This window comes from Streptomyces sp. MMG1121 (genome assembly GCF_001280015.1).
Lineage (GTDB): Bacteria > Actinomycetota > Actinomycetes > Streptomycetales > Streptomycetaceae > Streptomyces.
Map to the genome: position 1 here is coordinate 97,187 of NZ_LGDV01000096.1, position 26,309 is coordinate 123,495.

The 26,309-nt window shown below is 71.1% G+C and carries 23 protein-coding genes; 17 read left to right on the forward strand and 6 right to left on the reverse strand.

What is annotated here, in order from left to right; genetic code table 11:
• The first annotated feature begins 12 nt into the window (after nt 1–12).
• From ADK64_RS10275 to ADK64_RS10285, 3 genes are all read left to right on the forward strand, one after another.
• Nucleotides 13–300, forward strand: coding sequence for a hypothetical protein (locus tag ADK64_RS10275; RefSeq protein WP_053657335.1), 288 nt, complete (start codon nt 13–15; stop codon nt 298–300).
• A 278-nt stretch (nt 301–578) separates the two neighbouring features.
• A complete protein-coding gene (locus tag ADK64_RS10280) occupies nt 579–1,241 on the forward strand; it encodes an RNA polymerase sigma factor (RefSeq protein ID WP_053657337.1) in 663 nt (220 codons plus the stop codon).
• Nucleotides 1,241–2,311, forward strand: coding sequence for a hypothetical protein (locus ADK64_RS10285; RefSeq protein ID WP_053657339.1), 1,071 nt, complete (start codon nt 1,241–1,243; stop codon nt 2,309–2,311). Before ADK64_RS10280 ends, ADK64_RS10285 begins: the two co-directional genes overlap by 1 nt.
• 195 nt (nt 2,312–2,506) lie before the next feature.
• On the opposite strand, the gene ADK64_RS10290 is transcribed toward ADK64_RS10285, so the two are convergent.
• Nucleotides 2,507–3,331, reverse strand: a complete 825-nt coding sequence (locus tag ADK64_RS10290) for a L,D-transpeptidase family protein (RefSeq protein WP_053657341.1) — start codon at nt 3,329–3,331, stop codon at nt 2,507–2,509.
• Nucleotides 3,332–3,412: 81 nt separating this feature from the next.
• On the opposite strand from ADK64_RS10290, the gene ADK64_RS10295 reads away from it, so the two are divergent.
• Both ADK64_RS10295 and leuE read left to right on the forward strand, forming a co-directional pair.
• Nucleotides 3,413–4,993, forward strand: a complete 1,581-nt coding sequence (locus ADK64_RS10295) for an acyl-CoA mutase large subunit family protein (protein ID WP_053657343.1) — start codon at nt 3,413–3,415, stop codon at nt 4,991–4,993.
• Nucleotides 4,994–5,023: 30 nt separating this feature from the next.
• Nucleotides 5,024–5,674: a leucine efflux protein LeuE gene (gene leuE, locus ADK64_RS10300; protein ID WP_053657409.1), complete on the forward strand. Its 651-nt coding sequence runs from the start codon at nt 5,024–5,026 to the stop codon at nt 5,672–5,674.
• A 10-nt stretch (nt 5,675–5,684) separates the two neighbouring features.
• Here the strand turns inward: leuE and ADK64_RS10305 are convergent, their stop codons facing one another.
• Nucleotides 5,685–7,058 carry an FAD-dependent monooxygenase gene (locus ADK64_RS10305; protein ID WP_053657345.1) on the reverse strand — a complete coding sequence of 458 codons (1,374 nt, stop codon included), beginning with the start codon at nt 7,056–7,058 and terminating at the stop codon, nt 5,685–5,687.
• A gap of 80 nt (nt 7,059–7,138) precedes the next feature.
• On the opposite strand from ADK64_RS10305, the gene ADK64_RS10310 reads away from it, so the two are divergent.
• On the forward strand, nt 7,139–7,789 hold the full coding sequence (locus ADK64_RS10310) for a TetR/AcrR family transcriptional regulator C-terminal domain-containing protein (protein WP_053657347.1): 651 nt from the start codon (nt 7,139–7,141) through the stop codon (nt 7,787–7,789).
• On the opposite strand, the gene ADK64_RS10315 is transcribed toward ADK64_RS10310, so the two are convergent.
• From ADK64_RS10315 to ADK64_RS10325, 3 genes are all read right to left on the reverse strand, one after another.
• Nucleotides 7,774–8,928 carry an acyltransferase family protein gene (locus ADK64_RS10315; RefSeq protein WP_199829558.1) on the reverse strand — a complete coding sequence of 385 codons (1,155 nt, stop codon included), beginning with the start codon at nt 8,926–8,928 and terminating at the stop codon, nt 7,774–7,776. The genes ADK64_RS10310 and ADK64_RS10315 overlap by 16 nt on opposite strands.
• 78 nt (nt 8,929–9,006) lie before the next feature.
• Nucleotides 9,007–10,341 carry a polysialyltransferase family glycosyltransferase gene (locus ADK64_RS10320; protein WP_053657349.1) on the reverse strand — a complete coding sequence of 445 codons (1,335 nt, stop codon included), beginning with the start codon at nt 10,339–10,341 and terminating at the stop codon, nt 9,007–9,009.
• A complete protein-coding gene (locus ADK64_RS10325; RefSeq protein ID WP_053657351.1) occupies nt 10,338–11,315 on the reverse strand; it encodes a glycosyltransferase family 2 protein in 978 nt (325 codons plus the stop codon). Before ADK64_RS10325 ends, ADK64_RS10320 begins: the two co-directional genes overlap by 4 nt.
• A 198-nt stretch (nt 11,316–11,513) precedes the next feature.
• Between ADK64_RS10325 and ADK64_RS10330 the strand changes: the two genes are divergently transcribed.
• From ADK64_RS10330 to ADK64_RS10380, 11 genes are all read left to right on the forward strand, one after another.
• Nucleotides 11,514–12,824 carry a DUF6716 putative glycosyltransferase gene (locus tag ADK64_RS10330; RefSeq protein ID WP_053657353.1) on the forward strand — a complete coding sequence of 437 codons (1,311 nt, stop codon included), beginning with the start codon at nt 11,514–11,516 and terminating at the stop codon, nt 12,822–12,824.
• An 89-nt stretch (nt 12,825–12,913) separates the two neighbouring features.
• Complete coding sequence (locus tag ADK64_RS10335) at nt 12,914–14,143, forward strand: N-acylneuraminate cytidylyltransferase (protein WP_053657355.1); 1,230 nt, start codon at nt 12,914–12,916, stop codon at nt 14,141–14,143.
• A gap of 13 nt (nt 14,144–14,156) precedes the next feature.
• A complete protein-coding gene (locus ADK64_RS10340; RefSeq protein ID WP_053657357.1) occupies nt 14,157–15,095 on the forward strand; it encodes an N-acetylneuraminate synthase family protein in 939 nt (312 codons plus the stop codon).
• Nucleotides 15,096–15,148: 53 nt separating this feature from the next.
• A complete protein-coding gene (locus ADK64_RS10345) occupies nt 15,149–16,297 on the forward strand; it encodes a hypothetical protein (RefSeq protein WP_053657359.1) in 1,149 nt (382 codons plus the stop codon).
• Between the two features lie 258 nt (nt 16,298–16,555).
• Nucleotides 16,556–17,791 (forward strand): amidohydrolase, encoded by a 1,236-nt coding sequence (locus ADK64_RS10350; RefSeq protein WP_053657361.1) that lies wholly within the window; start codon nt 16,556–16,558, stop codon nt 17,789–17,791.
• A gap of 341 nt (nt 17,792–18,132) precedes the next feature.
• Nucleotides 18,133–19,188, forward strand: a complete 1,056-nt coding sequence (locus tag ADK64_RS10355) for a BMP family lipoprotein (protein ID WP_053657363.1) — start codon at nt 18,133–18,135, stop codon at nt 19,186–19,188.
• A 236-nt stretch (nt 19,189–19,424) separates the two neighbouring features.
• Nucleotides 19,425–20,951 (forward strand): ABC transporter ATP-binding protein, encoded by a 1,527-nt coding sequence (locus ADK64_RS10360; RefSeq protein WP_107092952.1) that lies wholly within the window; start codon nt 19,425–19,427, stop codon nt 20,949–20,951.
• Nucleotides 20,948–22,075 (forward strand): ABC transporter permease, encoded by a 1,128-nt coding sequence (locus ADK64_RS10365; protein WP_053657366.1) that lies wholly within the window; start codon nt 20,948–20,950, stop codon nt 22,073–22,075. Before ADK64_RS10360 ends, ADK64_RS10365 begins: the two co-directional genes overlap by 4 nt.
• The gene (locus tag ADK64_RS10370; RefSeq protein ID WP_053657368.1) at nt 22,075–23,361 is read left to right on the forward strand and encodes an ABC transporter permease; all 1,287 of its coding nucleotides are present in this window, start codon (nt 22,075–22,077) and stop codon (nt 23,359–23,361) included. Before ADK64_RS10365 ends, ADK64_RS10370 begins: the two co-directional genes overlap by 1 nt.
• A complete protein-coding gene (locus tag ADK64_RS10375) occupies nt 23,358–23,762 on the forward strand; it encodes a cytidine deaminase (RefSeq protein ID WP_053657370.1) in 405 nt (134 codons plus the stop codon). Before ADK64_RS10370 ends, ADK64_RS10375 begins: the two co-directional genes overlap by 4 nt.
• A 68-nt stretch (nt 23,763–23,830) precedes the next feature.
• A complete protein-coding gene (locus ADK64_RS10380; protein ID WP_053657372.1) occupies nt 23,831–25,114 on the forward strand; it encodes a thymidine phosphorylase in 1,284 nt (427 codons plus the stop codon).
• 237 nt (nt 25,115–25,351) lie between these two features.
• Here ADK64_RS10380 and ADK64_RS10385 read toward each other — a convergent pair whose 3' ends face one another.
• A complete protein-coding gene (locus ADK64_RS10385; protein ID WP_053657373.1) occupies nt 25,352–26,272 on the reverse strand; it encodes an AEC family transporter in 921 nt (306 codons plus the stop codon).
• Nucleotides 26,273–26,309 lie beyond the last annotated feature (37 nt).

Here is a 26,309-nt window from a genome sequence, read left to right on the forward strand (position 1 = left end):
ACGGGAACGGGCATGGGTGAACAGCACGGCGGCAACGTGTCCGGCCGCCTCCACGCGCACCCGTATGCGGCTTATTTGGCGGAATCATCCCTTTTCCAGGCGCGGTTCGGTGCCGCCCTGCGCGCCGACGGCGTCGAAGCCGAGGGTGAGCGCCGGGCCGTGGCCGCCTTCCGGGCGGCCCGCGAGGCGGGGGTGCGCCGCCTGCGCACGCGGCGCCGGGACGACTGGCGAACCGGCGTGCCGCGCGGACAGGGGGAGAACGGCGACAAGGCGGACAAGGGGAACGAGGGGGAGGCGTAGCGGCCCAGCCGCTCCGGTCCGCCGAGGCAACGGCCGGGGCCGCCACCCCCCACAGGAGAGGCCCCGGCCGTCGCGCGGACGGGCCGCGCGCGGCCCGTATCTTCTTCAGCGCCGTGGGTGCGTTTTCTGTCACACCCTGACCGGTCCCGCCCCTCACCCTGCGCAGCCCCGGACCCGGTCACGAGTTAGTTGCATCTTCTACGGACATGGACGAGGAGCGCTTTCACGCCGTAACGTGCCTTTCGCGCCGACCAGGACACAGGCGCAAAGGGAGTGCGGTGCTGGGGGACGACGCGGAGCTGACCGCCGCGGTGCGTGCGGCACAGGACGGTGACGAGGCCGCGTTTCGTACGGTGTACCGCACCGTGCATCCACGGCTGCTCGGATACGTCCGCACGCTGGTCGGTGATCCGGACGCCGAGGACGTCGCCTCCGAGGCCTGGTTGCAGATCGCCCGTGACCTGGACCGGTTCAGCGGGGACGCCGACCGGTTCCGCGGCTGGGCCGCCCGGATCGCCCGCAATCGCGCCCTGGACCACATACGGATGCGCGGCCGCCGTCCCGCCATAGGCGGCGACGAGACGGAGCTGACCGGCCGGGCCGCCGAGTCCGACACGGCCGGCGAGGCCATCGAGGCCCTGGCCACCGACAGCGCGCTCTCCCTCATCGCGCGACTCCCGCAGGACCAGGCCGAGGCGGTCGTCCTGCGTGTGGTGGTCGGTCTGGACGCCAAGACCGCCGCCGAGACGCTCGGCAAACGCGCCGGTGCCGTACGCACCGCGGCGCACCGGGGGCTGAAGCGGCTCGCGGAGCTGCTCGGCGATGATGCGGAATCCGTAGGCACGCTCGGCGCGCTCCCACCTCAGAGAGAACCGCGTCGTGGCGCGGTGTCGTCCGCAGCTGTGACGGATTCGCGTGCGCGGACGCAGAAGGACATGTGATGGCCGACGAGCAGGACAAGTGGCTGAACCGTGAGACGGCGGAACGTCTGCTGCGCGGTGAGTCACTGGAAGCCGTCGACGCCCGCGCCCGTGAACAGGCCGAACGCCTTTCCGAGGCGCTCGGCGCGCTGTCCGCGCAGGCGGCTGCGGCCACCGGTGAACTCCCCGGCGAACAGGCCGCCCTCGCCGCGTTCCGCAAGGCCCGCGAAGCCGCCGAGGCAGAGCGGACCGCCGCCGCCCTCACCGCCGACACCCCCGGCCGGCGCTCCGGCGCGGCCGCCCCGCCCGCCGACGCGGGCCTGATCCGCATCGGCAACCCGGCCCGCACGGCCCGTACCGGAATCCCGGTCCGCCGTACCCGCTGGGCCCGGCCGACGCGCCTGGCGCTCGCCGCGGTGGTGACCGCGGGCACGCTCGGCGGGGTCGCCATGGCCGCCGGTGGCGGGGTGCTGCCCACGTTCGGGACCGAGCAGCCCGGCCCCGACGCCTCCGCCGACCGGACCTCCGGGACGCCGCTCGCCTCGGTCTCGCCGTCGGCCCCCACGGGCCCCGGTCCGGGGGGGCCGGGCGGCAGCACGGGCGCGCCCCCGGGCGGCGGCGCCTCCGGCACGGCCACCGGACCGGACAACGGCCCGGGCGGCAGCGCCACTGTGGGCCCGGGGGACCCCGCCGGGGGACCGGGCGGCCGGTGGCGGGACTTCGCCGGGGCCTGCCGGGACATCCGCGACGGCAAGCAACCGGACTCCGGCCGTATGCGCGCGCTGGAGGACCTGGCCGGCGGATCCGCGCGGGTGAGCCGCTACTGCAAGGTGATCCTGACCGCCGTCGACTCGCCGGCCGGCGGGGCGCACGGCGGCAAGGGCGACGGTGGCGACCAGGGAAGAGACCTGGGCAAGGACAAGGGCAAGGGCGACAACACGGGCAAGGGGAACGGCAAAGGCGGTGACGAGGACGGCCAGGGCGGTGACGACGACAGCCACCGTGGCGACGGCGGCCGGCACAGCAAGGGCCGGCTGCACCGCGACGCCGTTCGTCGCGCTCTGCCCTCATCCGTAGCACACCCCCTCTGACCTGCGATTTCGTAAGCGGCGAAAATTTTTCGGCGCGAGGTGTGACGTTTCTGGAGCCCGTGGCGCAGTACAGAGTGAGCCGACTGGTCATCGGCCGTCGCACTGAGCCGGGGTTCCCCCCGTACCCACGGCTCGTGCACTCGGCGCGGGCGGGACACGTTCCCCCGGTCCCGCCCGCGCCCGTATCTCCCTTCCTCACCAGTGGACGACGACCTTGTCGCCCACCCTCACCTGAGCGAACAGCTGCTTGATCGCGCTCTCGTCGCGGACGTTCACACAACCGTGCGAGGCGCCCGCATAGCCGCGCGCCGCGAAGTCGGACGAGTAGTGCACCGCCTGCCCGCCGCTGAAGAACATCGCGTACGGCATCGGCGAGTGGTAGAGCGTGGACGTCCAGGTCCGGGCCTTCCAGAAGATGTGGAAGACACCCTCCCGGGTCGGCGTGTACTGCGCGCCGAACCGCACCGACATGGTCGACACGGTCCGCCCGTCGACCATCCAGCGCAGCGTCCGCGTCGTCTTGTCGATGCACAGCACACGCCCGGTCAGACAGCGCACGTCGGGCGCCCCGGCCGGCTGACCGCCCATCGGATACAGCTCCCAGGTGCCCGGCGTGTGCGTCATCCCGACCAGCAACTGCCAGGTGACGGTGTCCGTCCGCCCGGTCCGCGCCAGCCCGCGCTTGCTCTGGAACCCCTGGACGGCCCGCTCGGTCAGATGGCCGTACGACCCCGTCGGCCCGTCGGACAGCCAGTACAGCTGGCGCAGCCGGGCCTGGAGTTCCCGCACGCCCGGCCCGCTGTCCCCGCGCGACCACAGGACGCGGGGCGCCGGCCTGACGGGCGGGGCCGGGGGCGGGGCCGTCCAGGTGGTGACGGAGCTCCGGCTCGACGGCAGCCGGACATGCACCGGGAGTCCGCGCTTGCCGTCGGTGCCCGCCGGCTGCACGGTGCAGCCGGCGAGGGCGGCGAGGGTGACGCAGGAGACGAGTGCGGCGGTGAGTGAGCCCCTGATCCTCATGCCGGAGATGCTTCCCCGCGTGACCGCCGCCGAACTACGGGGCATGGTGAGGAGGGGCCACAACGTACGGCGGAGGCATCCATGGCGCGTGAGTCGGAGTCCGGTCTGCCGATCGAGCCGGTCTACGGGCCGGCCGACCTGACCGGCTGGGACCCGGTCCGCAGACTGGGCGAACCGGGCGGCTACCCGTTCACCCGCGGGGTCTACCCGACCATGTACACCGGCCGCCCCTGGACCATGCGCCAGTACGCCGGATTCGGCACGGCCGCCGAGTCCAACGCCCGCTACCGGCAGCTGATCGCGCACGGCACCACGGGCCTGTCCGTCGCCTTCGACCTGCCCACCCAGATGGGTCACGACTCCGACGCGCCCCTCGCGCACGGCGAGGTCGGCAAGGTCGGTGTGGCGGTCGACTCGGTCGAGGACATGCGGGTGCTGTTCGACGGCATCCCCCTGGACCGGGTCTCGACGTCCATGACGATCAACGCCCCGGCGGCCCTGCTGCTGCTCCTGTACCAACTGGTGGCGGAGGAACAGGGGATCGGCGCGGACCGGCTGACCGGCACCGTCCAGAACGACGTCCTCAAGGAGTACATCGCGCGCGGGACGTACATCTTCCCGCCGAAGCCGTCGCTGCGCCTGACCGCCGACATCTTCAGGTACTGCACCGCCGAGATCCCGAAGTGGAACACGATCTCGATCTCCGGCTACCACATGGCCGAGGCGGGCGCCTCGCCCGTGCAGGAGATCGCGTTCACGCTCGCCGACGGCATCGAGTACGTCCGTACGGCGGTGGCGGCGGGCATGGACGTCGACGACTTCGCGCCACGGCTGTCCTTCTTCTTCGTGGCCCGTACGACGCTGCTGGAGGAGATCGCCAAGTTCCGCGCGGCGCGCCGGATCTGGGCGCGGGTGATGAGGGAGGAGTTCGGTGCGGAGAACCCCAAGTCGCTGATGCTGCGCTTCCACACCCAGACGGCCGGTGTCCAGCTGACCGCGCAGCAGCCGGAGGTGAACCTCGTCCGGGTCGCCGTCCAGGCGCTGGGCGCGGTCCTCGGCGGGACCCAGTCGCTGCACACCAACTCCTTCGACGAGGCGATCGCGCTGCCGACGGACAAGAGCGCACGGCTGGCGCTGCGCACCCAGCAGGTGCTGGCGTACGAGACGGACGTGACCGCGACGGTCGACCCCTTCGCCGGCTCCTACGCGGTGGAGCGGCTGACGGACGAGGTGGAGGCGGCGGCCGTCGCTCTGATGTGCCGGGTCGAGGACTTCGGGGGCGCGGTGGCGGCGATCGAGCGGGGTTTCCAGAAGGCCGAGATCGAGCGCAACGCGTACCGCATCGCCCAGGAGACCGACTCGGGCGAGCGGGTGGTCGTGGGCGTCAACCGCTTCCGGCTGGACGAGGAGGAGCCCTATACGCCGCTGCGGGTGGACCCGGAGATCGAGGCCCGGCAGACGCGGCGGCTGCAGCGGCTGCGGGCGGAGCGGGACCAGGGGGCGGTGGACTCGGCGCTGGCCGCGCTGAAGAAGGCGGCGGAGGGCACGGACAACGTGCTGTATCCGATGAAGGAGGCGCTGCGGGCCCGGGCCTCGGTGGGAGAGGTGTGCAACGCGCTGCGGGAGGTGTGGGGTCGGTACGTGCCCAGCGACACCTTCTGAGTGTCGTACCCCCGTGCGACACTGCTTCTCATGTTCGGCGTCATCGATCTCCCCACCTATCTGGCAGGGCTCGCCCTGATCGTCCTGCTGCCCGGTCCCAACTCGCTGTACGTGCTGTCCGTCGCCGCACGGCGCGGTGTGCGGGCCGGGTACACCGCCGCCGCGGGCGTGTTCTGCGGGGACACCGTGCTGATGACGCTGTCCGCCGCGGGCGTCGCCTCCCTGCTGAAGGCCAACGCCCTGCTGTTCGGGATCGTGAAGTACGCCGGCGCGGGATATCTCACCTGGCTGGCGATCGGGATGCTGCGGTCCGCCTGGCAGATGTGGCGGACGCGGCAGGAGAAGGCCGTGGAGGAGGCGGCGCCCGCGCGGGTCGCCGAGGAGCGGCCCTTCGGACGGGCCCTCGTCGTCAGCCTCTTCAACCCCAAGGCGATCCTGTTCTTCATCGCCTTCTTCGTGCAGTTCGTCGACCCGGGCTACGCCTACCCGGCCCTCTCCTTCGCCATCCTCGGTGCCTTCGGACAGCTGGCCAGCTTCCTCTACCTCAGCACGCTGATATTCGGTGGAACCCGCCTGGCCGCCGCCTTCCGGCGCCGCAGGCGGCTGTCGGCCACGGCGACTTCGGCGGCGGGCGCGCTGTTCCTCGGCTTCGCCGTGAAGCTGTCGCTGGCCGGTTCGTAGCCGGCCGGCCTCACAGGCCGACCCGGGACAGATAGGCCCGCAGTCCTTCCGTCGTATCGCCGGCCCAGCCCACGTAGCCGTCCGGGCGGATCAGGAAGACACCCGGGCCGTACGACGGCGGTGCCGACGGCAGGACCCGTACCCCGGTCGCGGGCGGGGTGGTGGCGCCCAGCAGCGTCCAGTGCGGCCCCCTGAACGCATCGAAGAGGCGTACGCCGTCGACCGTGCCGTCGGGGGCGCGGTCGCCCGCCCGGAGCGGGCCGGGGTGCGGGCGGCTCTCCTCGGCCAGGGGTGACTCCCGGTATCCGAGGTCGAGTTGGACCGTGGCCTTGCCGCGGCGTACCTCGCCGCGGTGGACGCCGGTCGACAGGTCGAGCATGGCCGCCGCGGTCGCCCGCCGCTCCTCCTCGTAGGTGTCGAGGAGGGATTCCGCGGCGCCGTCCCGGAGCACCGCGGCCAGTTTCCAGCCCAGGTTGTAGGCGTCCTGGACACTGGTGTTCAGGCCCTGGCCGCCGGCCGGGGAGTGGACGTGGGCCGCGTCGCCCGCGAGGAAGACCCGGCCGACCCGGAACCGGTCCGCGAGGGCCGCGCGCGGGCGGAACTCGGACGCCCAGCGCAGCTCGGTGATGTCGTCGGCGCCGAGGTGCGAGTACGCGGCGACCAGCTTGCGGATGCCGTCGAGGGTCAGGTCGGGTTGCGTGCCCTCCGCGAGACGGGCCTGGAGCTGGAAGTACTCCGTCCCGGCCAGCGGGCACAGCACGACGCCGGTGTCGTCGGAGTCCATGAACGCGTGCCAGGAGTCGCGGTCCAGGCCCCGCACCCCTACGTCCGCCACCAGGAACGGCGCCGGGTCGACCGTCTCTCCGGCCATCGCCACGCCCACCGCGCGCCGGACCGCCGAGCGTCCCCCGTCGGCCGCGACGACGTACCGCGCGCGGAGCGTCGTACCGTCGGCGAAGTGCGCGCTCACGCCGTCCGCGTCCTGCTCCAGGCCCGTCAGCTCGCGCCCGAAGGCGACCTCGCCGCCCAGCTCCACCAGCCGCGCGTACAGCACCTCCTGGGTGCGCCACTGGGCGACCATCAGCGGCTCGGTGTACGGCGCGCCCTCGTCGGCCTCGAACGGCTCGAACACCGGCTCCTCGCCGACCCGCTCGCCGTCCTTCCAGGTCGTCCGCGGCGGATACGGCCCGCCCGCCGCGCGGATCGCCGCCAGCACGCCCAGGTCGTCGAAGACCTCCTGGGTGCGCGGCTGGATCCCCTTGCCGCGGGAGCCGGGGAACAGCCGCTCGGACCGCTCCACGACCAGCGCCGCCACCCCGCGCCGCGCGAGGTCGATGCCGAGCGCCAGACCGGTCGGACCCGCACCCACGATCAGAACATCCATCGCATTTTTCCTCTTCTTCCTTAACAGCGTTAAGTGCCGTCGCCGACGAGAATGCCCTTAACGCTGTTAAGCTGTCAAGCGTGAGTACGGAACGAAGGGCGCCCCTGGACCGCGCGAAGGTCGCGGACACCGCGCTGCGGCTGCTGAACGAGACCGGACTGGACGGCCTGACCCTGCGCGGCATCGCCCGCGAGCTGGAGGTGAAGGCGCCCGCGCTCTACTGGCACTTCAAGGACAAACAGGCGCTGCTCGACGAGATGGCGACGCAGATGCAGCGGCGGATGGCCGCCGACGCGGCGCTCGATCCCGCCGACACCTGGCAGGAGCGGCTGACGAAGGTCAACCGAGGACTGCGGGCCGCGCTGCTCGGCTACCGCGACGGCGCCAAGGTCTACAGCGGATCCCGCTTCACGGGCACGGACCACGCCCCCGCCCTGGAGGCGCACCTGCGGCTGCTGACCCAGGCCGGGTTCGCCCTCGCCCAGGCGGTCGACGCGGCCCGGACGGCGAACGCGTACACCATCGGCTTCGTCACCGAGGAACAGGGCGTGCGACCCCTGCCGGGCGAGCGCCGGGAGGGGTTCGACGTCGAGGACCGGGCCCGGCGGCTGGCCGACTTCCCGCTCGCGGCGGCGGCCGGCGAGCTGCTCTTCGACGACTACGACCGCCAGTTCGACGAGGGACTGGCGGTCGTGATCGCGGGGATCGGGGCGCGCTACCGGGTCGGCTGAGCGGCCTCGGCATCGACCGGACGCGGCTTCAGCGCGCGCTTGAGGCGCGGCCCGAACGGCTTCTCGACGAAGCGGTGGATCAGCCACGCCAGCACCAGCATGCCGAGCACCGTCACGGCGAGCGTCGGCCACGGCGGCAGGCCGAGGCCCCGGTGCAGCACCCGGATGACGAACCAGCCCAGGTGCTCATGGACCAGGTAGAACGGGTACGTCAGCGCGCCGGCCGTGACCAGCCAGCGCCAGGAGGCCCAGCGGGTCCAGCCCAGCGCCACGGCGGCGACGGCCGCGTAGGCGACGGTGACGATCGCGATGACGACGTACGGGTTCCGGTGCGGGTGCGGGCCCCACAGACCGTGGGTGGCCTCGCTCTGCGCGAGCAGCCAGGACATCGCGACGATGCCCCACGCGAGCAGGTCGCTGCCGAAGCGGTGGATCAGGTACAGCGCCAGACCGCCGACGAAGAAGGGCGCGTACTCGGGCATGATGATCTGGTTCAGCAGCTCGTTCGAGGACGAGTTGCACAGCACGCCCGCCAGCGTCCAGACGCAGGCGAACAGCACCACCCGGCGGTAGGTCACCCCGCGCAGGACGACGAGCAGCGCGAACAGCACGTAGAAACGGACCTCGACCCAGAGCGTCCAGCACACGCCGAGGACCCGGGTCGCGCCCATCGGCTGCTGGAGCATCGTCAGATTGACCAGGAACTCGTCCAGCCGGACCGCGTGGACCACGGCGGGCAGGGCCAGGGACGCTCCGGTGATCAGGAACAGGGCCACCCAGTAGGCGGGGTAGAGGCGCGCGATCCGGGAGCGGAAGAAGTCGCCGAGGGTGCGGCCCCAGCTGCTCATGCAGATCACGAAACCGCTGATGACGAAGAAGAACTGCACCCCGAAATTGCCGTAGACGGCCGCCCGGGACAGCGTCGGGAAGATATGGGCCGGGCTGCCGTGCCAGGATGCGGAGACCGTGCCTCCGCGTCCGGTGTAGTGGTAGAGGCAGACCATCAGGGCGGCCACGAGCCGCAGGCCGTCCAGAGCCAGCAGACGGCTCCCGCGCCCCCCGGACGAGGCGGGGGCGGCAGCCGTCCGGGATATGAGAGGGCCGGGTGCGGCGGCGAGGCCCGGGGGTGAAGCAGCCATGTGCGGTTTCCTTCCAGAGTCGGTTTCACGGCCGGCCGCCGATGGCTCGCCGGCCGCGTGCGGCCCGCTGCCCGCCCGCTAACCCCGTGCGCCCCGGCGCAGACTGCGGGCCTTGCGCGCCACCCGGCGGACCGTGGCGTTGCGCGGGATGAACGCCAGCTGGGCGGGCACCCCGCCCGGCAGGGCCAGCGAGGTCAGCCGCCGGCGCTTGAAGTAGCGCAGGGTCCGCGCGTTCTGGTGCTTCGCCAGCCAGTGTTCGACCTCCGGGCGCAGCCTCGGCAGGATCTTCGGCTGCATCGCGAAGCCCACCGCGCGCACCAGGGAGCCGAGCGCCTCGACGTCCATGCCCTGGCGCTGTTCCGTGACGGCGGCGCGTTCGCCCAGGTCGGGCAGCAGCGCGTCGACGATGGTGACCGGGATCCGGTTGCTGTTCTCGTACGGCGTCAGCTGCTCCAGCAGCAGTTCGGTGCCGATCCGGGCGACGGGCAGGCCGTAGAGGGCCTTCGCCGTGAGCAGGGCGGTGGAGAAGCAGCCGACGACCAGCGCGGGACGCATCCGCTGGTACAGCACCTCGGCCAGGACCGGGGTGTCGAGCACGGTCAGCTCGACCTTCAGCTTCCGCGCCTCCTGCTCCAGGGAGCGGGTGAAGCTCGCCGGTGCGGACGGGTGCGGCTTGAACACCACCTTGGTGTGCCCGAGCGCGGCCGCGCCCTTCAGCATCCGCACATGCAGGTTCTCCTCCTGTTCGGCGGTGAGGATCTCCAGCGCCGACAGGTACTGGCCCAGCAGCAGCGCCGGCTCCTCGATGGCCGGCAACTCGACGTCCACGGGCGCGAGTTCGGCGAGCACCTTGGTGAAGTCCGCGGTCGGCACCAGCTCGTCGGGCACACCGAACTCGGTGAGCAGCAGCGGCTTCAGGCCCGGCACCAGGTCCAGGTGCAGCACCCGGTCCACCCGGGTGCCGACCAGCGGGTCGATCTTGTTGCGGGTGGGACCGTAGCTCATCAGACCGTCGGCGTAGACCGTCACCGGGGCGCCGGTGAAGATCTGGCCGAGCGCCAGGGAGGGGTTGACCTGGATCGACTCGACGACCAACTCCACGTCGTCCTCGCCCAGTCGCCACTCGTGGCGCAGGAAGCGTTCCCACAGCGGCATGTCGTCCACGCGCGGTGCCCAGCCGCCCGGGTGGAACGGGAAGATCGTCTCGTTGTACGAGATCACGTCGTCGAACCGGTCGCGCAGCTTCTCGAAACCGGGCGCCTCGTCCAGGCCGGGCGTCGTCTCCGGGGTGGCCGCGTTGTTGCAGACCAGCAGGATCCGCCGGTCGGCCGGGCGGAAGCAGCCGGAGTCCAGGGCGGCGGCGAGCGTGGCCGTGCCGTACAGCGTCGACGCCTGGAAGATCTGGGTGGTCACGCGGCGGCTCCCGCGGGGGCGGGCCGGCGGCGCAGCCGGCGCAGCTTGCCGGCGCGCTGGAGGTCCATGGAGTCCAGCGCCTCGTCCAGCACGCCCTGCGGCATGCGCCGCAGGGCCGCGGCACTCATGGATTTCAGTTTTCTCGCCACCGCTGGCTCGAACCTTTCGATGGATCCCAGATGATGGGAAATGATGGCGCAATAGGTACGGACGGCCTTGGGCAACAGTTCGTCCGCCTGCGGGTCCTGGGCGGTTTCCGCGACGACCTGGTCGAACGCGCGAATGAAATCCAGCTGCCGGACATCACCGATCTGGGTGAGCGACGAGGCGACCCCGCGCCGGTAGAACACACCGAGCATGCTCACCGCGGCGAAGGATTCCGCCTCCCGGTGCAGCTTCCAGATCCACGGCCGGTCCTCGGCCGTGCGCAGCCCGTCGGTGAAGTGCAGCAGCCCCTTGTCCAGCAGCCGGCGGTGGTAGACGCCGGCCCACGCGTAGGCGTAGTCCACGGACGTCGACCGGTCGGCGGGCAGGATCGCCTCGCGCGGGTTCAGTACGACGCCCCGCCGCCCGACCGGCACCCGGTGCACCTGGCGCGAGCGTGCGGTGCACTGCACATGGTCGGTGCGGATGAAGTCGCAGCCCAGCTCGTCCATGGCCGAGGCCAGCTGCGGGAAGTAGCCGGGGGCGAGCCAGTCGTCGCCGTCCAGGAAGGTCAGGTACTCGCCGCGCGCCCGGTCGATACCGGTGTTGCGCGCGGTCGCCAGCCCTCCGTTCTGCTCGTGCCGGACGTAGACCGCCCCGGGCAGCTCGCGCTCCGCGCGCGCGAGAATGTCTGGTGTCCCATCGCGGGAACAGTCGTCGACGAGAATGAATTCGAAGTCCTCACGCGCGTTCGCCTTCAGGCTCCTGAGCGTGTCGGGCGCGTATTGCTGCACGTTGTAGAACGGCACGATGACGGAGAGCTTGACCACGTCAGGGACGTTAGGGGGAAGCCCGTCATTCGTCTTGACGCTTTGCTTGATACCGGGTGAACGACACGTGGCGAAGCTGTGAACCGGGCTTTTTCCCGTTGACCTCACGGCCCGATTCGCCATTCGGCGATGTGCTGTTAACCCTTTGTTGCATTCAGGTTGGGCAGAACCTCGGAATGGCTTCCTAGCGTCTTCGACGTGCCAGCAAGTGCTACGAAGTCCCTGCGGGTCGCCGTCCTCGCCGATTCCGACACCCGGTGGAAGTGGGGCGCGCTCACCGCGCAACGCCTCGCCCCCGCCACTGCCGAGATCCGGCTCGACGGCTACCTCCTGCGGGGGCGCGCCACCCCGACAGCCCGTCAGCTGAAGGAGGTGGGCGTCCGGGCGGACTCCCTCCGCGAGGTCACCGGCGTCGAGTTCCTGCGTGCGATGACCGAGCAGTCGTACGACATCCTCGTCCTCGCGCTGGTCGGCGGCGGAGTGCAGGCGATGCTGCACGGGCTGCGCCATGCCTGGGGTTCGGGCGAACGGCCCGTCGTCGTCACCGGCTACGTCGGTGTCGTCTACGAGAAGCTCGCCGACGGGCTGCTGCTGCGGCACGGCGCCGACCTCGTCCTCGCCAACTCCCGCCACGACGCGGACCGGTTCCGGGCCGTGTACGAGGGGGTGGGCGCGGATGCCCGTGCGGTCACCGAGGTCGCGCTGCCCTTCCTCGGCGGGGCGCCGTACACCGGTGAGCACGAGCCGTACACCGTGGTGTTCGCGGCCCAGCCGTCCGTCCCGGACAGCCGCAAGGACCGTACGTACCTGCTGAACCGCCTCATCGAGCACGCCCGCAGGCACCCCGAGCGCGAGGTGCTGCTGAAGCTGCGCTCCAAGCCGGGCGAACACACCACCCACATCGAGGAGCTTCCCTACCAGAAGCTGGTCCAGGGCAAGGACGTGCCCGCCAACTTCCGGCTGGTGTACGGACACATGGGCGAGGTGCTGGACCGCACCGACCTGCTCGTCACCATCAGCTCCACGGCCGCCCTGGAGTCGCTGCACCGCCGGATCCCCACGGTCGTCCTGACCGACCTGGGCGTGCGCGAGGTGCTCGGCAACCACCACTTCACCGGCTCGGGCTGCCTCGCCTCCTGGGACCAGCTCGACGCCGGGCACCGGCCGGCGGCGGACGAGGAGTGGGTGGCCCGGCAGGGGGTGGCGGCCGACGGAACGTACGACACGGCCTTCGACACCGCCCGCGAGCGCATCGCCGGACTGCTCGGCCGGAGCGGGGACCTGGCGCCCCTCGCCCCCTATTACACCCCCGAGACGGCGCCCGGATACCTGCCCGGCATCCTCGCCCGCCACCACCTGGGCCCCGACGGCGCCCCGCTGCCCGGCGCGCCCGCCGCCGACAGGGAACCCGGACCGGTCCGCCAGATAGTGCGTCGCGCCGCCCGCGGTGCCTACCGCCACGGCGTGCAGCGGGTCGCCCCGGTGATCCGGCGGATGGGGGAGCTGTGACCTCGGCGTCCCAAGACCCCCGAGTCTCCCAGGACTCACCAGACTTCCAAGGCTTTCCAGGCTTTCCAGGCCTCCAAGGAGTAGAGCCCATGTCCAACCCGGAAGCGGGCCCAGGCGCGACGGTGCGCCGGGTGCTCGCGGTCATCCCCGCGCGCGGCGGCTCCAAGGGCGTGCCCGCCAAGAACCTCGCCCCCGTCGGCGGTGTCCCGCTGGTGGCGCGCGCGGTGCGCGAGTGCCGGGCGACCCGGCTGGTGACCGACGTCGTCGTCTCCACCGACGACCAGGCCATCGCCGCCGCCGCCCGGGAGGCCGGCGCCGAGGTCGTGCTGCGGCCCGCCGTCATCGCCGGGGACACGGCGACCTCCGAGGCCGCCGTCCTGCACGCCATGGACGCCCACGAGGCGCTGCACGGCGCGGCGGTCGACGTGGTCCTGCTCGTGCAGTGCACCAGCCCGTTCATCATCCGTGAGGACATCGACGGGGTGGCCGGCGCGGTCGCCGAGAACGGCGCGGACACCGCCGTCACCGTCGCGCCCTTCCACGGCTTCGTCTGGCGCGAGGCCGACGCCGAGTCCGAGGGCGGGGTGGGCGTCAACCACGACAAGTCGTTCCGTCCCCGCCGCCAGGACCGTCCCCAGGACTTCCTGGAGACCGGCGCCGCCTACGCGATGGACGCGGCCGGGTTCCGCAAGCACCAGCACCGCTTCTTCGGCCGCACCGAACTCGTGCGCACCGACCCCGCGCGCGTGCTGGAGATCGACGACCCGCACGACCTGGCCCGCGCCCGCGCGCTGGCCCCCCTCTTCGACGCGGACCGCCCGGGTTCGCTGCCGACCGCCGACGACATCGACGCGGTCGTACTGGACTTCGACGGCACCCAGACCGACGACCGGGTGCTGATCGACTCCGATGGACGGGAGTTCGTCTCCGTGCACCGCGGCGACGGACTCGGCATCGCGGCGCTGCGCAGAAGCGGCCTGAAGATGCTGATCCTGTCCACGGAACAGAACCCTGTGGTCGCCGCCCGCGCCCGGAAGCTCAAGCTGCCGGTGCTGCACGGCATCGACCGCAAGGACCTCGCGCTGAAGCAGTGGTGCGAGGAGCAGGGCATCGCGCCGGAGCGCGTGCTCTACGTCGGCAACGACGTCAACGACCTCCCGTGCTTCGCCCTCGTCGGCTGGCCCGTGGCGGTCGCGAGCGCCCACGACGTCGTACGCGGCGCCGCACGCGCGGTCACCACTCTCCCCGGCGGTGACGGCGCGATCCGAGAGATCGCCAGCTGGATCCTCGGCCCCTCTCTCGATTCCCTCCCCAAGTAAGGACATCTCCCTGATGAGCACCAACTCCCGTCTGCGTACGTTCGGTTCGCGCGAGGTCGGCCCCGGCAGGCCCGTCTACATCTGCGGCGAGATCGGCATCAACCACAACGGTGAGCTGGAGAACGCCTTCAAGCTGATCGACGTGGCCGCCGAGGCCGGCTGCGACGCCGTCAAGTTCCAGAAGCGCACCCCGGAGATCTGCACCCCGCGCGACCAGTGGGACATCGAGCGCGACACCCCCTGGGGCCGGATGACCTACATCGACTACCGCCACCGGGTGGAGTTCGGTGAGGACGAGTACCGCCAGATCGACGAGTACTGCAAGAGCAAGAACATCGACTGGTTCGCCTCCCCGTGGGACACCGAGGCCGTCGCCTTCCTGGAGAAGTTCGACGTCCCCGCCCACAAGGTGGCCTCCGCCTCCCTGACCGACGACGAGCTGCTGAAGGCCCTGCGCGGCACGGGCCGCTCGGTCATCCTCTCCACGGGCATGTCCACCCCGCGCCAGATCCGCCACGCGGTCGAGGTCTTGGGCAGCGACAACATCCTGATGTGCCACGCCACCTCCACCTACCCGGCGAAGGCCGAGGAGCTGAACCTCCGCGTGATCAACACGCTGGAGAAGGAGTTCCCGAACGTCCCGATCGGCTACTCCGGCCACGAGACGGGCCTGCAGACCACGCTGGCCGCGGTCGCCCTCGGCGCCACCTTCGTCGAGCGCCACATCACCCTCGACCGCGCGATGTGGGGCTCCGACCAGGCCGCTTCCGTGGAGCCGCAGGGTCTCACGCGTCTCGTCCGCGACATCCGCACCATCGAGGCCTCCCTCGGCGACGGCGTCAAGAAGGTCTACGACTCCGAGATGGGCCCGATGAAGAAGCTGCGCCGCGTCGCCGGTGTGGTGGCCGAGGCGGAGATCGCGGCCGCGGCCGGCGAGCCGGTCACGGTCTGATCCCTGGCCTCTTGAGACCCTTACGTCTCCTACGACGGGACGGTCGTACACCGATGAGCACCTGCGCCGGCCAGCCCGGCCACCCTCCCCGCACGCTCGCTTTCGTGGAGAGCCCGGTCCAGCTGCTGAACGTACTGGAGTGGGCGCATCTGCAGGGCCTGTGCGGCGCGGAGCCGGACCCCCTGCCGTCCGTGCCCGCGCAGGTACGGCGGACGGTGGCCGACGGGCTCCCCCAGGCCGGCGCGCAGCTCACGGTCGTCGTGCTGTCCCCGACCGATCCCATGACCCGGGGCCAGCTGCGCCGTATGGCGGACCTGGCCCGGGACGAGGGGCACAAGGTGCGCTGGGAGGAGGCGCGCGGCGGTACGGCCGCGCCCTTCGCGACGATCGGCGGCCTGGCGGGGCCCCTCCGCCGGGCCGACCGCATCGTCATGGGAGACCCGTTCTCCCGCTACGTACAGCTTCTGCTGACGATCACCCGCGCCCGCGACCTGGTGGTCGTGGACGACGGCACGGCGACGATGGAGTTCGTGGCCCAACTGGCACGCGGCGAGCGCCTGGTCCGCTGGCACCGCAAGGGCGGCCGCCCGGGGCCCAGGGACCTGCTCTTCGCCCCGGTGTCGTCCTCGGCCCGCCGCCGGCTGACGCCGAGCGCGCGCCGAAGGGTGGAGGTCTTCTCCTCGATGCCGGTGACGGAGACGCCGGAGGGCGTGACGGTCACCGTGAACGACTTCTCGTGGACCCGCTCCCGCTTCGGCCCGCCGCGCATCACCAAGGGCGCGGACATGGTCGGCACCTCGCTGGTGGAGACGGGGGTGGTGGACGTCGACCGCTACGTGGAGGCGGTCCGGAACCTGGCGAAGACGCACGGGGCGACCCGCTACTTCGCCCACCGCCGCGAGAGCACGGACAAGCTCCACCGCCTGGCGACGGAGACCGGCCTGGAGATAGTCCGCCCGGACCTGCCCCTGGAACTGATCGCCCGCCGCGGCCCGATCGGGCGTACGATCCTCAGCTTCCCGTCGACGGTCGTCCACACCCTTCCGCTGGCGCTGGCCGGCACGGGGGTGCGGGTCGCGGTGTGCGACATCGACCCCTCCTGGCTCACCCAGAACGCGTCCCCGCGCGCCCAGGGCTTCCTGTCCGGGGTGACGGGCACGGCACGGGACGTGCACCGGCTGGAGGCGGTGGGGCTGGCCTAGCCGGGCGGCTCCGCTCACCGGGCCCCGGCGGCGCACGGCCGGGTGACGGAGCGGAGGCTCGGGTCCGGTTCCTGGACAAGTCGAGCAGGACTGTGGTGGGGCATGGTATCCGTGGAGGGAGAAACAGTGGTTTACCCATCAGAGTCCGCCGCCATGCGTCCGACGGTCAGATTTTCTTCCCCTAACGGGCTGAACTTTTGTTGATCGAGGGGTAGTTGACCAGCCGGGCGTCCTACCCTTCAGAGGGTGAAGCAATTGATGTCCCTAGAGTCCGAGGCCGGCCTCGCGGGGGATGTGCTCCCCGGCGCGCTGAGCGAAGCCCTGCACGCCGAACTCGTCGCCTTCCGCCGCGACTTGCACATGCACCCCGAGCTGGGCAATCAGGAGTTCCGTACGACCGCCGCGATCAAGGAGCGGCTGGAGCAGGCCGGGCTCCGGCCCCGCGTGCTCGCCAAGGGAACCGGACTCGTGTGCGACATCGGGCTCACCGGAGGCGAGCGGCCCGTCGTCCCCCTCCTGGCCCTGCGTGCCGATATCGACGCCCTGCCCATCCCGGACACCAAGACCGACTGCCCGTATCGGTCGACCGTGCCCGACCGGGCGCACGCGTGCGGCCATGACGTGCACACGACCGTGGTGCTGGGGACCGGGCTCGTGCTCGCCGAGTTGCACGCCAATGGCCTGCTGCCGCGACCCGTACGGCTGATCTTCCAGGCCGCCGAGGAGGTACTGCCCGGCGGCGCCATGGACGCGATCGAGGACGGGGCGCTGACCGGGGTGGGCCGGATCCTCGCCGTGCACTGCGACCCCCGGGTCGACGCCGGGCGGATCGGCCTGCGGCACGGGCCGATCACCAGCGCGTGCGACCGGCTGGAGGTCGCCCTGGACGGGCCCGGCGGGCACACCGCCCGGCCGCATCTGACCACCGACCTCGTCACCGCCGCCGCCCGCGTCGCCGTCGACGTGCCCGCGCTGATCGCCCGCCGCGTCGACACCCGGGTCGGGCTGGCGCTGACCTGGGGCCGGATCGAGTCGGGGCACGCCCCGAACGTCGTTCCGCAGCACGCCGAGCTGTCCGGGACCCTGCGTTGCCTGGATCTGGAGGCCTGGCGGCAGGCGCCCGACATCGTGCACGCGGCCATCGACGAGGTCGCCACCCTGCACCGCGCCAAGTCCGAGATCACCTACGTACGCGGGGTGCCCCCCGTCGTCAACGACCGGGACTCCACCGACCTGCTGCGCCGCGCGATGTCGGCCCGGCGCGGCCGGGACTCCGTCGAGTCCACCGAGCAGAGCCTGGGCGGAGAGGACTTCTCCTGGTATCTGGAGCACGTCCCGGGGGCCATGGCCCGGCTCGGCGTCCGCAGGCCGGGCGAGCGCACCGTGCGTGACCTGCACCAGGGCGACTTCGACGCCGACGAGCACGCGATCACGGTCGGCGTGGAGATGTTCACCGCGGCCGCCTTCCTGGACGCGAACGGCGCGGAAAGCTAAGCGGGGCGAAGAGGCGAAGGCGAAGAGGCAAAAGCGAAGAGGCAAAGGTAAGGAGCAAAGGTAAGGAGCGGTCCTCTCGGGGGCCGTTCCCCTGACCGGCGCAACATACGCGTAGGCCATTTGTGCGGCCCCCGCCACAAGGCCGTGCCAGAGGCGAAGATCCCGAGTTCAGATGGTGTTTGCCTCGAATCGATAACGGCTTCGCGAGAGGGTTTTTTGCGACATCTACGCGCGTTACGATGCCGCGAAGCCGACGCCGCCGGGGCGTCTCGGCTGGAGCGCTGGCATGGTGCTCCCATCAAGCGCCGACATGGCGCTCAGGTCAGGTGAAGGAGCCTCCCGTGCGCCGGGTAGCCAAGCTTTCCGCTGCGTGTCTCGCGACCGCGGCACTCGCCGTGACTGCCACCGCGTGTGGCAGCACGTCCTCCGATGAAAACAACAACTCGTCCTCCTCGGGCGGCGGCAAGGGCGTCAAGATCGGTCTCGCCTACGACGTCGGCGGCCGCGGTGACCGCTCCTTCAACGACTCCGCCGCGCGCGGTGCCGACAAGGCCGAGAAGGAGTTCGGCGGTTCCATCAAGGAGCTGACCGCGAAGACCTCGGACACCCCGGCCGACCGTGTGCAGCGCCTCACGGACCTGGCCCAGGCCGGCTACAACCCGATCGTCGCGGTCGGTTACACCTATGCGCCCGCCGTGCAGCAGGTGGCGAAGCAGTTCCCGAAGACCTCCTTCGGCCTCGTCGACTCCGTGGTGAGCGGCAGCAACGTCAACAGCATCACCTTCACGGAGGAGGAAGGCTCCTACCTCGCCGGTGTGGCCGCCGCGCTGAAGACGAAGAAGGACCACGTCGGCTTCATCGGCGGTGTCGACAGCCCGCTGATCAAGAAGTTCGAGGCGGGTTACGTCCAGGGTGTGCACGACACCAACCCGAAGATCAAGGTCGACACCCAGTACCTGAGCCACGGCGCGGACACCTCCGGCTTCTCCAGCCCGGACAAGGGCCAGCAGGCCGCGCAGGGCATGCTGGACAACGGCGCCGACGTGATCTACACGGCCGCCGGCTCCTCCGGCAACGGCGCGATCGAGGCCGTGCACGGCGTCAAGGGCGCCTGGGCCATCGGCGTGGACTCCGACCAGTACAACATCCCGGGTCTCGCCCAGTACAAGAGCTCGATCCTGACCTCGATGGTCAAGAACGTCGACGTCGGTGTCTACGACTTCATCAAGTCCGTCAAGGACGGCAAGCCGCTGAACGGCAACAACGTCTACTCGCTCGCCAAGGGCGGTGTCTCGCTCGCCACGAGCGGCGGCTTCATCAAGGACATCCAGCCCAAGCTGGACGCCGCGAAGAAGAAGATCGTCGACGGCCAGATCAAGGTCAAGACCACCCCGTGACCTGACGGGTCCGGCCGGTCCCGACCGAGGGATCCGGCCGGCCCGTTCGGACTTCGGCTCGGCGAGGGAACGTCGTCCCCGCGACCCCTCGCCGAGCCATAACAATGTGTCAACTCTACGCGTGTAGCGTCGAGTTGCCGCGCTAGCGTCGCCGACGCCTGCCACCTCCCCTACGCAGCCCCTTTCCCCGAGGAGAGTGCGCCATCAACGCGTCCAGCCCTCCCGCTGCCGTCGAACTGCGCGGCATCACCAAGCGTTTCCCCGGCGTCGTCGCCAACCGCGACATCGACATCACCGTCCGCACGGGCACCGTCCATGCCCTGTGCGGTGAGAACGGCGCCGGCAAGTCCACCCTGATGAAGATCCTCTACGGCATGCAGCAGCCGGACGAGGGCACCATCACGGTCAACGGGGAGCAGGTCGTCCTGCACAACCCCGGCGACGCCATCGCCCGCGGCATCGGCATGGTGCACCAGCACTTCATGCTCGCCGACAACCTCACCGTGCTGGAGAACGTCGTCCTCGGCGCGGAGAAGCTGTACGGCATCGGCGGCAAGGCCCGCGCCAAGATCAAGGAGATCTCGGACGCGTACAGCCTGAACGTCCGCCCGGACGTGCTCGTGGAAGAGCTGGGCGTCGCCGACCGCCAGCGCGTGGAGATCCTCAAGGTCCTCTACCGCGGCGCCAAGACGCTGATCCTCGACGAGCCGACGGCCGTGCTCGTGCCGCAGGAGGTCGACGCGCTCTTCGACAACCTGCGTGAGCTGAAGGCCGAGGGCCTCACCGTCATCTTCATCTCCCACAAGCTGGGCGAAGTCCTCTCCGTCGCCGACGAGATCACCGTCATCCGGCGCGGTACGACGGTCGGCACGGCCGAGCCGTCCAGGACCACCCCCAAGCAGCTCGCCGAGATGATGGTCGGCAGCGAACTGCCCACCCCGGAGACCGCGGAGTCCACCGTCACGGACGTCCCGATGCTCAAGATCGACGGTCTGCACCTGGCGCAGACCGACCTCGACGGCATCGAGCGGATCATCCTGGACGAGGTCTCCCTCACCATCCACAAGGGTGAGGTCCTCGGCATCGCCGGCGTGGAGGGCAACGGCCAGTCCGAGCTGGTCGAGGCGATCATGGGGATGCGCGACCCCGACGTCGGCGTGATCACCCTCGACGGCGCCGACATCTCGCACGCCCCCACCCGCCACCGCCGCGAGGCCGGCATCGGCTACATCCCCGAGGACCGTCACCGCCACGGCCTGCTCCTCGAAGCGCCGCTGTGGGAGAACCGCATCCTCGGCCACGTCTCCGAGAAGCCCAACTCCCGCGGCCCCCTGCTCGACATCAAGGCGGCCCGCGCCGACACCGAGCGGATCGTCCAGGCCTACGACGTCCGCACCCCCGGTATCGACGTCACCGCGGCCTCGCTCTCCGGCGGCAACCAGCAGAAGCTGATCGTCGGCCGCGAGATGAGCCACAACCCCAAGCTGCTCATCGCCGCCCACCCCACCCGTGGCGTGGACGTCGGCGCGCAGGCGGCCATCTGGGACTACATCCGCGAGGCCCGCCGCGAAGGCCTGGCCGTGCTGCTGATCTCCGCCGACCTGGACGAGCTGATCGGGCTCTCCGACACCCTGCGGGTGATGTACCGCGGCCGCCTGGTCGCCGACGCCGACCCCGCCACCATCACCCCCGAAGAGCTGGGCTCCGCCATGACGGGTGCGGCCACCGGCCACCTGGAGCACACAGAGGACGACGAGCGATGAACAAGCTGACCTCACGGATCGACAAGGAGCGGCTGCTCCTCGGCATCGCCGCGCCGCTGCTGGCGGTCGTCGCCGCGCTCGTCGTCACCGCCCTGGTGATCCTCTCGACCGGCAAGAACCCCGGCCCCGCCTTCAACGACATGCTGACCTACGGCTTCGCCAGCGACAGCCAGGTCTACATCCTCAACAAGGCGACCACGTACTACCTCGCGGGTGTCTCGGTGGCCATCGGCTTCCGGATGAACCTGTTCAACATCGGTGTCGACGGCCAGTACCGGCTCGCCGGGTTCTTCGCCGCCGTCCTCGGCGGCGCGCTGACCCTGCCCGGCTGGCTCGCGATCCCGCTGATCCTGATCTGCGCCATGGCGACCGGCGCCCTGTGGGCGGGCATCGCCGGCGTCCTCAAGGTGACCCGCGGCGTCAGCGAGGTCATCTCGACGATCATGCTGAACTCGATCGCCACCGCGATCATCGCCTACCTGCTCCAGCCCGGAAAGCTGGCCCAGCTCTATCAGGGCGGCACGGTCGTCGCCACCAAGCCGCTGCCGTCCTCGTCGCACTTCTTCAACATCAACACCGGCGCGTCCGGCGAGCTGTGGGGCTTCATCCTCATCGCCGCCGCCGTCGGCATCGCCTACTGGTTCGTGCTCGGCCGTACCCGGTTCGGCTACGACCTGCGCACCGTCGGCCAGTCCGAGTCCGCCGCGACCGCGAGCGGTGTGTCGGTGAAGAAGATGGTCGTCACCAGCATGATCATCTCGGGTGCGGTGGCCGGTCTGATCGGCATGCCGACCCTGCTCAACGACAGCTACCAGTACAGCAGTGACTTCCCGACCGGCATCGGCTTCACCGGCATCGCCATCGCGCTGCTCGGCCGCAACAACCCGATCGGTATCGCCATCGGCGCCCTGCTGTGGGGCTTCCTGGAGCGCACCACGAACCACCTGGAGTTCCAGGGGTACGACAAGGAGATCCTCGGCGTCATCCAGGGCGTCATCGTCCTGTGTGTCGTCATCGCCTACGAGGTCGTACGCCGCTACGGCCTCAAGCGCCAGCAGCAGAAGGTCGGCGCCGAACTCGCGGCCCAGGCCGCCGCCGCGACGAAGAAGCAGGAGGTGGCGTAATGACTGCCACGATGACCGACACGCCGCCGCCCGCGGCGCCCAAGGCGGCGGGCGCGCCGCAGCGCTCGGGCCGCTCCGTCGGCCAGATCCTCATGATCGTCGCCGGGGCCCTGCTCCTCCTCGCCGCCGTCCGTGTGATCACCGGTTCGCAGGACCTCGACTCCGCCGGACAGGTCAGCGCCGCCCTCAGCCTCGCCGTGCCGATCGGCCTCGCCGGTCTGGCCGGTCTGTGGTCCGAGCGGGCCGGCGTGGTCAACATCGGCCTCGAAGGCATGATGATCCTCGGCACCTTCGGCGCCGGCTGGATCGGCTGGCAGTCCAGCCCCTGGCTCGGCCTGCTGATGGGCATCGCCTTCGGCGCCCTCGGCGGCCTGGTGCACGCCGTCGCCACCGTCACCTTCGGCGTCGACCACATCGTCTCCGGTGTCGCGATCAACCTGCTCGCGCTCGGCGCCACCCAGTACCTCGCCAAGCTGTTCTTCAACAACGGCGCGGCGGTCAACGCGGGCGGCAACCCCAAGCAGTCCCCGCCGGCGGCCGCGCTGCCCGACGTCACCGTGCCCGGCCTCTCCGACGGCCTGCAGTCGATCGAGAACCACCACTGGTTCCTGATCTCCGACCTCGCCGGCATCCTCGGCGGCCTGGTCACCCACCTGTCCGTCATCACGGTCCTGGCCGCGCTGCTGTTCGTCGGCACCTGGTGGCTGCTGTGGCGCACCCCGTTCGGTCTGCGGCTGCGCTCCTGCGGCGAGAACCCGACCGCCGCGGAGTCGCTCGGCGTCAACGTGTACTCGTACAAGTACGTGGCCGTCGCCGTCTCCGGCGGCCTCGCCGGCCTCGGCGGCGCCTTCCTCGCCCTGGTCACCTCGCACACCTACCTGGAGGGCCAGACCGGCGGCCGCGGCTACATCGGCCTCGCGGCGATGATCTTCGGCAACTGGCGGCCGGGCGGCCTGGCGATGGGCGCGGGCCTGTTCGGCTACTCGGACGCGCTCCAGCTGCGCAACGGCGGCGTGACCGTCCACGCGCTGCTCCTCCTCCTGGTCGTGCTGCTCGCGGCGCTGGCCGGGTGGAAGCTGTACAAGAAGGCGATGCGCCAGGGCGTGATCAGCGCCGTCATGGCGGCACTGATCCTGGTCTGGTACCTGCTGACGGACGAGGTCCCGAGCGACTTCGTCGGTGCCACCCCGTACGTCGTCACCCTGCTGGTGCTGTCCCTGTCGGCGCAGCGCCTGCGGATGCCGAAGGCGGACGGCATGCGGTACCGGAAGGGCCAGGGCAAGTGACACGGCAGAGCGCCGAGTTCGACTGGGAGGCGCTGCGGGAGGTGGCGCGGGAGGCGATGTCCCACGCGTACGCCCCCTACTCCGGCTTCCCGGTCGGCGTGGCGGGCCGGGTCGACGACGGCCGCACGGTCACCGGCTGCAATGTGGAGAACGCCTCCTACGGCCTCGGCCTGTGCGCCGAGTGCGGTCTGGTCTCGGATCTGCAGCGCACGGGTGGCGGCCGGCTGACCCACTTCACCTGTGTGAACGGCGAGGGCGCCCTGCTGGTGCCCTGCGGCCGCTGCCGCCAGCTGCTGTACGAGTTCGGCGGCCCGGACCTCCTCCTGGACACCCCGGAGGGCGTCCTGCCCCTCTCCGAGATGCTGCCCCAGGCCTTCGGCCCGGACCATCTCACCAAGTAACGCCGTACGGCCCCCCTGCCCCGCTCGCAGGGGGGCCGTGCACTTCGCAATTCTCCGAAGGGAACGCCATGGCCATGGACGCCATCTCCGTGATCCGCACGAAGCGGGACCGCGGCGAGCTGACCGACGAGCAGATCGACTGGGTCATCGACGCCTACACCCGTGGCGAGGTCGCCGACGAGCAGATGTCCTCGCTCGCGATGGCGATCCTGCTCAACGGCATGAACCGCCGAGAGATCGCCCGCTGGACGGCGGCCATGATCGCCTCGGGCGAGCGCATGGACTTCTCGTCGCTGTCCCGCCCGACGGCGGACAAGCACTCCACGGGCGGTGTGGGCGACAAGATCACCCTGCCGCTGGCGCCGCTCGTGGCCGCGTGCGGTGCGGCGGTCCCGCAGCTCTCGGGCCGGGGCCTCGGCCACACCGGCGGCACCCTGGACAAGCTGGAGTCGATCCCCGGCTGGCGTGCCCTGCTCTCCAACGAGGAGATGCTGTCCGTGCTGGAGGGCACGGGCGCGGTGATCTGCGCGGCGGGCGACGGCCTGGCTCCGGCGGACAAGAAGCTCTACGCACTCCGTGACGTCACCGGCACGGTGGAGGCGATCCCCCTGATCGCCTCGTCCATCATGTCGAAGAAGATCGCGGAGGGCACGGGCTCCCTGGTCCTGGACGTGAAGGTGGGCAGCGGCGCCTTCATGAAGACGATCGAGGACGCCCGCGAACTGGCGTCGACCATGGTCGGCCTCGGTACGGACCACGGGGTGAGGACGGTCGCGCTCCTGACGGACATGTCGACCCCGCTGGGCCTCACGGCCGGCAACGCGCTGGAGGTCCGCGAGTCGGTCGAGGTGCTGGCGGGCGGCGGCCCGGCGGACGTGGTCGAGCTGACGATCGCTCTGGCGCGGGAGATGCTGGACGCGGCGGGCGTCAAGGACGCCGACCCGGCGAAGGCCCTGGCCGACGGCTCGGCGATGGACGTCTGGCGCCGGATGATCGCGGCGCAGGGCGGCGACCCGGACGCGGTCCTGCCCACCTCGCGTGAGCAGCACGTGGTGAAGGCCTCCGCCTCGGGCGTCCTGACCCGCCTCGACGCCTACGACATCGGCATCGCCGCGTGGCGCCTGGGTGCCGGGCGCGCCCGCAAGGAGGACCCGGTGCAGGCGGCGGCGGGCGTCGAGATGCACGCCAAGCCGGGCGACAAGGTGACCGAGGGCCAGCCCCTCCTGACCCTGCACACCGACACCCCGGAGCGCTTCGAGTACGCGCTCCAGGCGGTGGAGGGCTCGTACGACATCGCGGCACCGGGGACGGACTTCACGACGTCGCCGGTGGTGCTGGAGCGGATCGCCTGACCAGGGAGTTCCTCGTTCGAATGAAGGGGATCGGTGGACCTGCACCGGTCCCCTTCGAGATGCTGGGAGCGGTGACGCACCGACAGGAGACCGCCATGAGCGCACTCACCGTGCGCCAGGACCCCGACCAGAACGGGGACGACCTCGTCCCGTACTGGGAGGAGCCGGAACGGCCCATCGCGGAACGCGTCCAGCGACGTCACGACCGGCACAGGCGGGTTCCCCGTCGGCCGGCCCTCACCCCAAGACCGTCGCCACCCCCACCAACACCGGCACCGACACCACCGTCGACAGCAGGATCGACTCGCGTGCCAGCGACTCGGCCACCCGGTACCGGCCGGCGTACGTGAACAGGTTCTGCGCGGCCGGGAGGGCCGAGGTGACCACCACGTCCAGCAGGGGCGCGCCGTGCAGGCCGAAGACGCTCGTCGCCAGAGCCCATGCCACCGCCGGCTGTCCCACCGACTTCAACACGACCGACAGCAGCACCAGTTCACGGTCCCGCCCCCGCCCAGGGGCCGCGCTGCCGTGCAACGACATGCCGAACGTCAGCAGCGCCGCCGGGACGGACATGTTGCCGATCAGGATGAGGGGGTCCAGGACCGGGCCCGGGATGCGCCAGCCCGCCGCCGACACCACGACGCCCGACAGGGAGCCGACCGCTATCGGGTTGCGCAGCGGGGTCAGCAGACGCCGCCACACCGTGCCCTTCCCGCCCGCGCCCGACAGGTCCAGGACCGTCAGCGCGATCGGGGTCACCAGGACCACCTGGAACAGCAACACCGGTGCCACCAGCGACGCGTCGCCCAGGACGTACGCCGCGATCGGGATGCCGAGGTTGCCCGAGTTGACGTAGCCGGAGCACAGGGCGCCGATCGTGGTGCGTCCCACGCCCCAGCGCCGGACCGCGCCGGCCGCCGCGAAGAACCCGGCCACCGCTGCCGTGCTCAGCGCCGTCACCAGCAGGCGAGCGGAGAACAGGACCGACAGGTCGGCCTTCGCCAGGGTCGTGAAGAGGAGCGCGGGGCCCGCCACCGTGAAGGCCAGCCGGGTCAGGACCTCGCCGCCCTGCTCGCCGAGCGTGCCACGCCGGCCGAGTGCGTAACCCACCCCGATGACGACCGCGATCACCGCGAAACCGCTCAGCACCCCCTCCACAGGGCCAAGCCTCTGAGGAGAACGGTGCCCCGGTCAA

Coding starts and splice junctions, on each gene's coding strand:
- ADK64_RS10275 (WP_053657335.1), top strand. CDS start 13: ATGGGTGAACAGCACGGCGGCAACGTGTCCGGCCGCCTCCACGCGCAC.
- ADK64_RS10285 (WP_053657339.1), top strand. CDS start 1,241: ATGGCCGACGAGCAGGACAAGTGGCTGAACCGTGAGACGGCGGAACGT.
- ADK64_RS10290 (WP_053657341.1), bottom strand. CDS start 3,331: ATGAGGATCAGGGGCTCACTCACCGCCGCACTCGTCTCCTGCGTCACC.
- ADK64_RS10295 (WP_053657343.1), top strand. CDS start 3,413: ATGGCGCGTGAGTCGGAGTCCGGTCTGCCGATCGAGCCGGTCTACGGG.
- leuE (WP_053657409.1), top strand. CDS start 5,024: ATGTTCGGCGTCATCGATCTCCCCACCTATCTGGCAGGGCTCGCCCTG.
- ADK64_RS10305 (WP_053657345.1), bottom strand. CDS start 7,058: ATGGATGTTCTGATCGTGGGTGCGGGTCCGACCGGTCTGGCGCTCGGC.
- ADK64_RS10315 (WP_199829558.1), bottom strand. CDS start 8,928: ATGGCTGCTTCACCCCCGGGCCTCGCCGCCGCACCCGGCCCTCTCATA.
- ADK64_RS10335 (WP_053657355.1), top strand. CDS start 12,914: ATGTCCAACCCGGAAGCGGGCCCAGGCGCGACGGTGCGCCGGGTGCTC.
- ADK64_RS10340 (WP_053657357.1), top strand. CDS start 14,157: ATGAGCACCAACTCCCGTCTGCGTACGTTCGGTTCGCGCGAGGTCGGC.
- ADK64_RS10345 (WP_053657359.1), top strand. CDS start 15,149: ATGAGCACCTGCGCCGGCCAGCCCGGCCACCCTCCCCGCACGCTCGCT.
- ADK64_RS10350 (WP_053657361.1), top strand. CDS start 16,556: ATGTCCCTAGAGTCCGAGGCCGGCCTCGCGGGGGATGTGCTCCCCGGC.
- ADK64_RS10365 (WP_053657366.1), top strand. CDS start 20,948: ATGAACAAGCTGACCTCACGGATCGACAAGGAGCGGCTGCTCCTCGGC.
- ADK64_RS10370 (WP_053657368.1), top strand. CDS start 22,075: ATGACTGCCACGATGACCGACACGCCGCCGCCCGCGGCGCCCAAGGCG.
- ADK64_RS10380 (WP_053657372.1), top strand. CDS start 23,831: ATGGCCATGGACGCCATCTCCGTGATCCGCACGAAGCGGGACCGCGGC.